The sequence below is a fragment of the Streptomyces griseorubiginosus genome (assembly GCF_017614965.1).
Taxonomy (GTDB): domain Bacteria; phylum Actinomycetota; class Actinomycetes; order Streptomycetales; family Streptomycetaceae; genus Streptomyces; species Streptomyces griseorubiginosus_B.
In genome coordinates this window covers 1-10,000 of the sequence record NZ_WVUG01000316.1, presented here as the reverse complement: position 1 = coordinate 10,000, position 10,000 = coordinate 1, and the positions used below count along the sequence as shown (strand labels likewise).

At 72.3% G+C, this 10,000-nt stretch carries 10 protein-coding genes and 1 pseudogene; 8 read left to right on the top strand and 3 right to left on the bottom strand.

The window, feature by feature from the left end; all coding sequences use genetic code 11:
• From GRC12_RS36915 to GRC12_RS36900, 4 genes and pseudogenes are all read left to right on the top strand, one after another.
• Positions 1-747 (top strand): annotated as a pseudogene (locus GRC12_RS36915) (ArsA family ATPase); the annotation flags it as partial.
• Positions 748-804: 57 nt separating this feature from the next.
• The gene (locus GRC12_RS36910; protein WP_208784497.1) at positions 805-1,314 is read left to right on the top strand and encodes a DUF5304 domain-containing protein; all 510 of its coding nucleotides are present in this window, start codon (positions 805-807) and stop codon (positions 1,312-1,314) included.
• Positions 1,315-1,422: 108 nt separating this feature from the next.
• Entirely contained in the window at positions 1,423-2,376 is a 954-nt protein-coding gene (locus GRC12_RS36905) for an ROK family glucokinase (RefSeq protein ID WP_208784495.1), read from the top strand.
• A 151-nt stretch (positions 2,377-2,527) separates the two neighbouring features.
• On the top strand, positions 2,528-3,277 hold the full coding sequence (locus GRC12_RS36900) for an endonuclease/exonuclease/phosphatase family protein (protein ID WP_208784494.1): 750 nt from the start codon (positions 2,528-2,530) through the stop codon (positions 3,275-3,277).
• Positions 3,278-3,315: 38 nt separating this feature from the next.
• Here the strand turns inward: GRC12_RS36900 and GRC12_RS36895 are convergent, their stop codons facing one another.
• Complete coding sequence (locus GRC12_RS36895; RefSeq protein WP_208784493.1) at positions 3,316-3,915, bottom strand: hypothetical protein; 600 nt, start codon at positions 3,913-3,915, stop codon at positions 3,316-3,318.
• Positions 3,908-4,687: an alpha/beta hydrolase gene (locus GRC12_RS36890; RefSeq protein WP_208784499.1), complete on the bottom strand. Its 780-nt coding sequence runs from the start codon at positions 4,685-4,687 to the stop codon at positions 3,908-3,910. Before GRC12_RS36890 ends, GRC12_RS36895 begins: the two co-directional genes overlap by 8 nt.
• A gap of 174 nt (positions 4,688-4,861) precedes the next feature.
• Here GRC12_RS36890 and GRC12_RS36885 point away from each other — a divergent pair, with 174 nt between their 5' ends.
• From GRC12_RS36885 to GRC12_RS36870, 4 genes are all read left to right on the top strand, one after another.
• Positions 4,862-5,590, top strand: a complete 729-nt coding sequence (locus GRC12_RS36885) for a lysophospholipid acyltransferase family protein (protein WP_244374337.1) — start codon at positions 4,862-4,864, stop codon at positions 5,588-5,590.
• A gap of 25 nt (positions 5,591-5,615) precedes the next feature.
• Positions 5,616-6,821 carry a MacS family sensor histidine kinase gene (gene macS, locus GRC12_RS36880; RefSeq protein WP_208784498.1) on the top strand — a complete coding sequence of 402 codons (1,206 nt, stop codon included), beginning with the start codon at positions 5,616-5,618 and terminating at the stop codon, positions 6,819-6,821.
• Positions 6,821-7,498, top strand: a complete 678-nt coding sequence (locus GRC12_RS36875; protein ID WP_208784491.1) for a response regulator — start codon at positions 6,821-6,823, stop codon at positions 7,496-7,498. The genes macS and GRC12_RS36875 overlap by 1 nt, the downstream gene beginning before the upstream one ends.
• Before the next feature lie 109 nt (positions 7,499-7,607).
• On the top strand, positions 7,608-8,636 hold the full coding sequence (locus GRC12_RS36870; protein ID WP_208784490.1) for a 6-phosphofructokinase: 1,029 nt from the start codon (positions 7,608-7,610) through the stop codon (positions 8,634-8,636).
• Positions 8,637-8,644: 8 nt separating this feature from the next.
• Here the strand turns inward: GRC12_RS36870 and GRC12_RS36865 are convergent.
• On the bottom strand, positions 8,645-10,000 hold a 1,356-nt coding region (locus tag GRC12_RS36865), incomplete at its 5' end, for a chorismate-binding protein (protein WP_208784489.1).

Below are 10,000 nucleotides of genomic sequence, written 5' to 3'. Positions count from 1 at the left end.
GCCCTCGCCCTCCTCGCGCTGCCCGAGGAACTGCGCCGCTATCTGCGCCGCCTGCTCCCGCCCGAGCGACAGGCGGCCCGCGCCCTGCGCCCGGTGCTCGGCCGGCTGGCCGGGGTGCCCATGCCCGCGGAGTGGCTGTACGACACCGCCGCACGCTGGGACACCGAACTCGCCGCGGTCACGGCGGTCCTCGCCGACCGGCACACCGCCGTACGGCTGGTCGCCGAACCCGGACCGGCCGGCGCCGACGCCGTCCGCGAGACCGTGCTGGGCCTCGCCCTGCGCGGGCTGCGCCCCGACGTCCTGGTCGCGAACCGGGTCGTACCGGATGACTGGCCGGCCGGTCTGGTCGCCCAGCAGCGCAAGGCGCTGGAGGAGTGGCGGGAGTCGTACGACGTACGGCAGGTCCCGCACCTCGGCCGTGACCCGCGCGGCACGGACGACCTCACCGCGCTGTCCGTCCCCGGCGTCAACGGGACGACGTCCACCGTCGAGTGGCCCGTCGTCGACCGGCTCGCCGAGGACGGTGTGCTGGTCTGGCACATCCCGCTGCCCGGGGCGGAGCGCGACGACCTGGACCTGATCCGGCGCGGGGACGAACTCGTCGTCACCGCGGGCCCGTTCCGCCGGATCGTGGCGCTGCCGTCCGCGCTGCGCCGCTGCACCGTCTCCGGCGCGGCCCTGCGGGACGGCGAACTGCGCGTCCGTTTCACGCCGGACCCCGGTCTGTGGCCCGACCGGGCCTGAACGACGTACGGCCGTTCGGGTAACGTCGTAGGGACGAACCGTAGTCAGGAGTCCGTCATGAGCGAACAGCTCCCCCCGTCGGATCCCGGTGAGAACGAGGCCGCCCCCGAGGCGCGGGCCACCGACGCCGACGCCTGGGCGACGGCGGTCGCCGAGGACCTCGCCGCGGAGAAGGCCCGCCGTCGTGCCGAGTACGGCCGGCCGCCGGTCTCGGCCGCCGAGGAACTGCGCAAGCTGGTCGACACCGTCTCCGAGAAGCTGTCGTCGATCCAGTCGCCGCTGTTCGGCGCCGTCGCCGGGCCCGCGGCCCAGCAGGTGGTCAAGCAGGTCGTGCAGCAGGCCCGGGCAGCCGTCGAGCCCGTCGTGGAACGCAACCCGGACGTCTTCGACCACCTGGCCGCCGCGGGCAACGAACTGCTCGCCGCGTACCGCTCCGCGGTCCAGGCCCAGGAGCGGCGCTGGGCGACCCGGCCGACCGATCTGCACAAGGACCTCGACGCAAGCCAGGGCGAGGACCGCGACAAGGGCGAGGGAACCGGGCCCGGCCAGCGCATCGACCTGGACTGACACCCCCCGGTGGCCGCCGGGCCGCCCAGCGTTCGGACGCCTGAACCCCGGCGGCAGGGCCTCGGGTACGGTTGGCCGTAGCGGGGCTCGACCGAAACTGAGGGATTCATGGGACTCACCATCGGCGTCGACATCGGCGGCACGAAGATCGCGGCCGGCGTGGTCGATGAGGAAGGCAACATCCTTTCGACCTTCAAGGTGCCGACCCCGGGCACGCCCGAGGGCATCGTGGATGCCATCGCCTCCGCCGTCGAGGGGGCGCGCGCCGGGCACGAGATCGTCGGCGTGGGCATCGGAGCGGCCGGTTATGTGAACCGGCAGCGCTCCACCGTCTACTTCGCGCCGAACATCGACTGGCGCCAGGAGCCGCTGAAGCAGAAGGTCGAGGCCCGCGTCGGCCTCCCGGTCGTCGTGGAGAACGACGCCAACGCGGCCGCGTGGGGCGAGTACAAGTTCGGCGCCGGCAAGGGCCACCGCAACGTCATCTGCATCACGCTCGGCACCGGCCTGGGCGGCGGCATCATCATCGGCAACAAGCTGCGCCGCGGCCACTTCGGCGTCGCCGCCGAGTTCGGGCACATCCGGATGGTCCCGGACGGCCTGCTGTGCGGCTGCGGCTCGCAGGGCTGCTGGGAGCAGTACGCCTCCGGACGCGCCCTGGTCAGATACGCCAAGCAGCGCGCCAACGCCACCCCCGAGAACGCCGAGATCCTGCTCGGCCTGGGGGACGGCAGCCCCGAGGGCATCGAGGGCAAGCACATCTCCATGGCCGCCCGGCAGGGCGACCCGGTCGCCGTCGACTCCTACCGCGAACTCGCCCGCTGGGCCGGTGCCGGTCTCGCCGACCTCGCCTCCCTCTTCGACCCGTCCGCGTTCATCGTCGGCGGCGGCCTCTCCGACGAGGGCGAACTGGTCCTCGACCCGATCCGCAAGTCCTACAAGCGCTGGCTGGTGGGCGGCAACTGGCGCCCGGTGGCCGACGTGATCGCCGCCCAGCTCGGCAACGAGGCGGGCATGGTGGGCGCCGCGGACCTGGCCCGCGAACCCGACCCGGTCATGTAACCGGACGGTTCGTGAACGCGCCCGTCAGGGGCGCGGGGCTGTGTCGACGCGCGGGTTCGCCGCGTGGGCGCGCCCGGCCGCGCCCGGCCGCGCACACGGTTGGCCGCCCACAAGCCTCGCACCCCGCGCCCTGGGGCGTAGATTGATCCACATGGAGCCGCTCCCGAACTCCCGCACCGAGGCCGACGGTTCAGCCGTCCTCCGCGTCCTCAGCTACAACATCCGCTCGATGCGGGACGACACGGACGCCCTCGCCCGGGTCATCACCGCCTGCGCCCCCGACCTGGTCCTCGTCCAGGAAGCCCCGCGCTTCTTCCGCTGGCGCAAGAAGCTCGCCCGCCTGGCCTCCGCCTCCGGCCTGGTCATCCTCACCGGCGGCGGCACCGCCGCGGGCCCGGCGATCCTCTGCGGCCTGAGGGCCACCGTCGAGCGCACGGAGGACGTCCTGCTCCCGCTCACCCCCGGTCAGCACCGACGCGGCTTCGCCACCGCGGTCGTCCGCTTCGGCGGCGTCCGCGTCGGCGTGCTGAGCTGCCACCTCTCCCTCGAGCAGAACGAGCGCCACGACCAGGCCGGCATGCTCCTGGACCGGCTGGCCGGCCTCGGTGTGGACCACGCCGTCGCGGGCGGCGACCTCAACGACCGCCCCACCGGCCGCACCTTCCAGCGCCTGGCCGCCGACCTCCAGGACTGCTGGACGACCGCCCCCTGGGGCAGCGAGTACACCTTCACCCCGGTCGCCCCGTTCCAGCGCATCGACGCGATCTTCGCCACCAAGGGCATCGAGGTGCTCGGCGCGGGAGTCCCGCTCGGCCTCCCCGGCGTCACCGAGACAAACCTGAAGGCGGCCACGGACCACCTCCCGGTCCTGGCCGCCCTGAGGATCCCCGCCACCTCCTAGCGCCTACGGCCGCTCCTTCGCCCGGTCCACGACTGGTGTCAGACCACCGCGCCGCGGCCCGGGTCCTCGGGCTCGTCGTCGTCCGTGCGCATGCGCATCACCAGCGTGGCGAAGCCGCCCAGGAAGCCGCCGATGCCGAGGGTGGTGAGCCACCAGGTCATGTCCCAGCCGAGCAGCACGGCCAGTAGGATCAGCACGGGGCCGCCGATGACGCCCAGCCAGGCGAACTTGGCGGTCGCGTCGGCGTCGGGCAGCGGCGGGGGCTCCGGCGGGACGAAGTGCCCCTCGTCGTCCTCGTCGAAGTCGTCCTCGGACGGCTCCTGGGCCGCATAGTCGCGCGGTCCGACGCCGGGCGCGAAGGAGATGGAGCTGCCCAGCGGACCCGCGGGTCCGCTCTGCTTCTCCTCCTTGTCCCCCGTCTCTCCCTTGTCCGCCCTGTCGTCAGCCGGCTTCTCGTCGTTGGTCTCCGGCTCCAGCAGGGCCAGGTCCTCGACCGACTTGAACGGCTTGGTGCCCGGCGGGTCCGGCGGTTCCTCGCCGTAACCCGCGACGATCGCGGCCCACGCGGCGTCCTCGTCGAACGGGACGCCCTGCTCCTCCGGCTCGCGGTCCTCGCGATCCGAGTCGTGCTCAGCCACCAGCGGCCGTCCCTTCCTTGCCGACACTGGGTGCGAGCCGGCCGATGAACGCGAGGCTCTCCTCGAAGATCCGGTCCGCGTCATGGTCCAACGTCGCGACGTGGTAGCTCTGTTCCAGCAGGATCTCCGTGACGTCCCGCGAGGAGACCCGGCTCAGCACGCGCGCGGAGTCGGCTGGCGGCACCACATGGTCCTGCGGGCTGCGCAACAGCAACAGCGGCTGGGTGACCTGCGGCAGCTCGCGGTCGACCAGCCGGAAGAAGTTCCTCAGGGAGTGCGCCGCGTGCAGCGGCACCCGGTCGTACCCGAGCTCGGCGCTGCCCGGCAGGGCGATGTCGCTGGCGATCCCCTTCGTCGTACGGACGAGATGACGGGCCACCGGAAGGGCGTACGCCGACAGGCCGTGCACCTTGTTCGCCGGGTTGACGATCACGACGCCGCTGACCGCGTCACCGCGCCGGGCCGCCAGCCGCAGCGCCAGGGCGCCGCCCATGGACAGACCGGCCACGAAGACCCGCTCGCAGCGCTCGCCCAGGGCGCGCAGCTCGCGGTCCACCTCCGCGTACCAGTCCTGCCAGCCGGTGAGCTGCATGTCCTCCCAGCGGGTGCCGTGCCCGGGCAGCAGCGGCAGCGACACCGTGAGGCCGTGCTCGGCGAGGTACTCCGCCCACGGGCGCAGCGACTGGGGCGAGCCCGTGAACCCGTGGCAGAGCAGGACGCCGACCTCCCCGCCCTCGTGGCGGAACGGCTCGGCTCCAGGAAGGACCGGCACCATCGGTCTCCTGTTCATGAGAGGGACGGTTCATGAGAGTGACGTGAAGTCCAGATGTGCTTCACCGTACGCGACGGCACTGACACCGACCAGGGCCGTCGGCTCCTTTGCGCGCGGGGCGGGTTAAGGTCTGATCGACGACAAACAGGAGGCACTCGGTTGTTGTACGGCGCGATGAAGGTCGCTATCGGGGGACCGCTGAAGGTCGCCTTCAGGCCCTGGGTGGAGGGCCTGGAGAACGTGCCCGCCGAGGGCGCGGCGATCCTGGCGAGCAACCACCTGTCCTTCTCGGACTCGTTCTTCCTGCCCGCGGTCCTCGACCGCAAGGTGACCTTCATCGCGAAGGCCGAGTACTTCACCACGCCCGGAGTGAAGGGCCGCCTGACGGCCGCCTTCTTCAAGGGCGTCGGCCAGCTCCCGGTGGACCGCTCCGGCGCGCGCGGCGCGGGCGAGGCCGCCATCAGGAGCGGCCTGGAGGTGCTGGAGCGCGGTGAGCTGTTCGGGATCTACCCCGAGGGCACCCGCTCGCCCGACGGCCGTCTCTACCGGGGCAAGCCCGGCGGCCTCGCGCGCGTGGCGCTCGCCTCCGGCGCCCCGGTCGTCCCGGTCGCGATGATCGACACGGAGAAGATCCAGCCGCCGGGCAAGGTCATGCCCAAGATCATGCGTCCCGGCATCCGTATCGGCAAGGCCCTCGACTTCAGCCGCTACCAGGGGATGGAGCACGACCGTTTCGTGCTGCGCGCGGTGACCGACGAGGTCATGTACGAGATCATGAAGCTCTCCGGCCAGGAGTACGTCGACATATACGCCACCGCCGCCAAGCGGCAGATCGCGGAGGCGGCGAAGGCCGAGAAGGAACAAGCCAAGGAACAGGCCAAGAAGGACAAGTCCGGGGCTTAGGCTCCTGGCCGTGGGGGTGGGGGAGTTGGCCAAGCGCGAGCGCGTGCTGAAGATGTCCGTGGAGCAGCCGCTGTGGCGGGCGCTGACCGCGTACCGGGTGCTCACCATGCTGTACGCGGTCGGGCTGTTCGCCACCGCCTACGACGAGTACGACCGCCCCGGCGTCGCCATCGTCTACTACTGCGTCCTGTTCGTCTGGACCCTCGCCACCCTGCCCCGCGTGCAGAACGCGGCCGCCTGCACCAAGCGTTTCCTCGCCGTCGACCTCGCCATCGCCCTCACCGGCATCCTGCTGACCCCACTCGCCGCCGACGACGCGCACATCCACAGCGGCGGTCCCACCCTGCCGTCGATATGGACCGCCGGATCGGTCCTCGCCTACGCCATCAAGGGCGGCTGGCGCTGGGCCGCGTTCGCCTCCACCCCGGTCGCCGCCGCCAACCTCATCGAGCGCGGCGCCCCGGCCCGCGACACCGTCCACAACGTCATCCTGGTCTGGGTCGCCTCCATCGCCATCGGCTACGTCGTCGAGGTGGCCCGAGCCTCCGAACGCACCCTCGCCCGCGCCCTGGAGATCGAGGCCGCGACGAGGGAGCGGGAGCGGCTCGCCCGGGACATCCACGACGGGGTCCTGCAGGTGCTGGCCATGGTGCAGCGCCGGGGCCTGGTCATCGGCGGCGAGGCGGCCGAACTGGGCCGGATGGCGGGCGAGCAGGAGGTCGCCCTGCGCACCCTGGTCTCCGGCGGGCTGCTCCCGGTCTCCCGGGCCTCTCAGGACGCGGCCGAGGGCGCGGTCGTACGCGCCGTGGACGAGCCCGACGAGGACTCTCCCGTCGATCTGCGGACCCTCCTCGCCCCGTACGCGGCCGCCAGGGTCAGCTTCGCCGAGCCCGGCGCGCCGGTGCCGCTGCCGCCGGCCGCCGCGCGGGAACTGGCCGCGGCCGTCGGCGCCTGCCTGGACAACGTCCGCCGGCACGCGGGCGAGCACGCGCGCGCGTGGATCCTCGTCGAGGACGAACCCGGCGAGGTCGTGGTGACCGTACGGGACGACGGACCCGGCATCCCCGAGGGGCGGCTCGCCCAGGCCGAGGGGGAGGGGCGGCTCGGGGTCGCCCTGTCGATCCGCGGCCGGCTGCGCGACCTCGGCGGCAGCGCCGAGCTGATCTCGGTGCCCGGGCAGGGCACGGAGGTCGAACTGAAGGTACCCAAGAGCGTGAAGGCGGAGCGGTGATGAGTGAGCGGCAGGACCCGATCAAGGTCATGGTGGTCGACGACCACCCCATGTGGCGCGACGCCGTCGCCCGCGACCTGACCGAGTCCGGCTTCGACGTCGTCGCCACCGCCGGGGACGGCGACCAGGCCGTACGCCGCGCCAAGGCCGCCGGCCCCGACGTCCTCGTCCTGGACCTGAACCTGCCCGCGAAGCCCGGCGTCCAGGTCTGCAAGGAACTCGTCGGGCACAACCCGGCCCTGCGGGTCCTCGTGCTGTCCGCGAGCGGCGAGCACGCCGACGTCCTGGAGGCCGTGAAGTCCGGCGCGACCGGCTATCTGCTGAAGTCGGCGTCGACGGAGGAACTGCTGGACGCGGTGCGCCGTACCGCCGTCGGCGACCCCGTGTTCACGCCGGGCCTGGCCGGACTGGTCCTCGGCGAGTACCGCCGCCTGGCCTCCGAACCGGCGCCCGCCCCCGGCACCGACCAGCCGGGGGCGCCGCAGCTCACCGACCGCGAGACCGAGGTGCTGCGCCTGGTGGCCAAGGGCCTGAGCTACAAGCAGATCGCCGAACGCCTGGTCATCTCCCACCGCACGGTCCAGAACCACGTCCAGAACACCCTCGGCAAGCTCCAGCTGCACAACAGGGTGGAACTCGTTCGGTACGCCATAGAGCGCGGACTTGACGACGAGTAAACCAACCGCCCGCTGATTCACCGGAATTGCCGGTCCCGCCCATCCCTCTGTGACGTGGATCACCATTAGCGTGGCTGTCACCAGGCAACCGCGGCGAAGGGACATTTCCATGCGGGTCGGAGTACTGACCGGAGGCGGCGACTGCCCCGGGCTCAACGCCGTCATCCGGGGCGTCGTCCGCAAGGGCGTGCAGGAGTACGGCTACGACTTCGTCGGCTTCCGGGACGGCTGGCGAGGACCTCTGGAGGGCGACACCGTCCGCCTCGACATCCCCGCCGTGCGCGGCATCCTGCCCCGCGGCGGCACCATCCTCGGCTCCTCGCGCACCAATCCCCTCAAGCAGGAGAACGGCATCCGGCGCATCAAGGAGAACCTCGCCAAGCTGGAGGTCGAGGCGCTCATCGCGATCGGCGGCGAGGACACCCTCGGCGTCGCGGCCCGCCTCACCGACGAGTACGGCGTCCCGGTCGTCGGCGTGCCGAAGACCATCGACAATGACCTGTCCGCCACCGACTACACCTTCGGCTTCGACACCGCCGTCGGCATCGCCACGGAGGCCATCGACCGGCTGCACACCACCGCCGAGTCCCATATGCGGGTCCTGGTCTGCGAGGTGATGGGCCGTCACGCCGGCTGGATCGCCCTGCACTCCGGTCTCGCGGGCGGCGCCAACGTCATCCTCATCCCGGAGCAGCGCTTCGACGTCGACCAGGTGTGCGCCTGGATCACCTCCCGCTTCAAGGCCTCCTACGCACCGATCGTGGTCGTCGCCGAGGGCGCCATGCCCAAGGACGGCGACATGGTCCTCAAGGACCAGTCGCTGGACTCCTTCGGGCATGTGCGCCTGTCCGGCGTCGGCGAGTGGCTGGCCAAGGAGATCGAGAAGCGCACCGGCAAGGAGGCCCGCACCACCGTGCTCGGGCACATCCAGCGCGGCGGCACCCCGAGCGCCTTCGACCGCTGGCTCGCCACCCGCTTCGGCCTGCACGCCATCGACGCCGTCCGCGACGGCGACTTCGGCAAGATGGTCGCCCTGCGCGGCACGGACATCGTCCGCGTCCCCATCGGGGAGGCCACGGCCAGACTGAAGACCGTGGACCCGAAGCTGTACGAGGAGGTCGGCGTCTTCTTCGGCTGACGGCCGGGTCAGCTCAACGTGCTCGTGCCGCGCAGCCGGCCGACGAGGTCCCGCACGAGCACCGCCCCGTTCAGCGTCAGCACCGACTCCGGGTGGAACTGCACCCCCGCGAACCCCGGGCCGCGCACGGCGTGCACCTCGCCGTTGCCGGCCCGGCTCACCTCGATGCCGTGCGCGGCCAGTTCCTCCGCCGCCTCGTCCTCGCAGCGCGCCACGAAGCTGTTGTAGAAGCCGACGGTCTCCTCCCGCCCGAACAGGTCGATCGTGGTCTGCGCCCCCTGGTAGGGCACTTCCTTCCGTACGATCTCCAGGCCCAGCTCGGCCGCGATCAGCTCGTGCCCGAGGCAGACGCCGAGGACGCCGTGCCGGTGGGCCCGGATCACCTCGGCGGTCAGCTTCCGCAGGAAGCGCATCTTGGGGTCCTCCAGGTCGGCCGGGTCACCGGGCCCGGGACCCAGCACGACCGGTCCCTCGTGCGCGAGAACGGCCGCCTCCAGGCCCGGCTCGTCGTAGCGCCGGACGGTGACCTCGAGCCCGCCCGAGCGCAGCACGTGCGCGAGCATCGCCGTGAAGGTGTCCTCGCCGTCGACGACCAGGGCATGACCGGTCAGCTCCTCGGCCCGCTCCTGCATCCGCAGCCAGAAGGGGGCGAGCGAGGCCCGGCGGCCGTCGAGCGCGGCACGCACGCGTGGGTCGTCGGCGAGACGTACGCGCGCGTGCTCCTCACGCGGCCGTGACGGACGTACGCCCAGGGCCGCCAGCACCCCCGCCGCCTTGGCGTGGGTCTCGGCGACCTCGCTCGCCGGGTCCGAGCCGCGGACCAGGGTGGCGCCGACCGGCACGCGCAGGCGGCCGCCGGCGTCGATGTCGGCGGTGCGGATCAGGATGGGGGAGTCGAGGGTCTGGGCGCCGCCGGAGTCGTGGCCGAGCAGCGCGAGCGCGCCCGCGTAGTAGCCGCGCCCGCCGACCTCGTGGCGCTCGATGACCCGGCAGGCGTTCTGCACGGGGGAGCCGGTGACGGTCGCCGCGAACATGGTCTCGCGCAGGACGTCCCGGACGTCCAGCGAGGACTTCCCGCGCAACTCGTACTCCGTGTGCGCGAGATGGGCCATCTCCTTCAGCCGCGGGCCGACCACCACCCCGCCCATGTCGCCGACGGTGCACATCATCTTGAGCTCCTCGTCGACGACCATCGACAGCTCCTCGATCTCCTTGCCGTCGGCGAGGAAGTCCAGCAGGTGCTCGGGGGTGGGGCCGTCGGCCGGGTAGCGGTACGTGCCGCTGATCGGGTTCATGACGACCGTGCCGCCGGACATCCGGACGTGCACCTCGGGGCTGGCACCGACCAGCGTGCGCCCTGTCTC

Excerpts from the sequence above, each read along its gene's own strand:
- GRC12_RS36910 (WP_208784497.1), top strand. The coding sequence starts at position 805 with ATGAGCGAACAGCTCCCCCCGTCGGATCCCGGTGAGAACGAGGCCGCC.
- GRC12_RS36905 (WP_208784495.1), top strand. The coding sequence starts at position 1,423 with ATGGGACTCACCATCGGCGTCGACATCGGCGGCACGAAGATCGCGGCC.
- GRC12_RS36900 (WP_208784494.1), top strand. The coding sequence starts at position 2,528 with ATGGAGCCGCTCCCGAACTCCCGCACCGAGGCCGACGGTTCAGCCGTC.
- GRC12_RS36885 (WP_244374337.1), top strand. The coding sequence starts at position 4,862 with ATGAAGGTCGCTATCGGGGGACCGCTGAAGGTCGCCTTCAGGCCCTGG.
- GRC12_RS36875 (WP_208784491.1), top strand. The coding sequence starts at position 6,821 with ATGAGTGAGCGGCAGGACCCGATCAAGGTCATGGTGGTCGACGACCAC.
- GRC12_RS36870 (WP_208784490.1), top strand. The coding sequence starts at position 7,608 with ATGCGGGTCGGAGTACTGACCGGAGGCGGCGACTGCCCCGGGCTCAAC.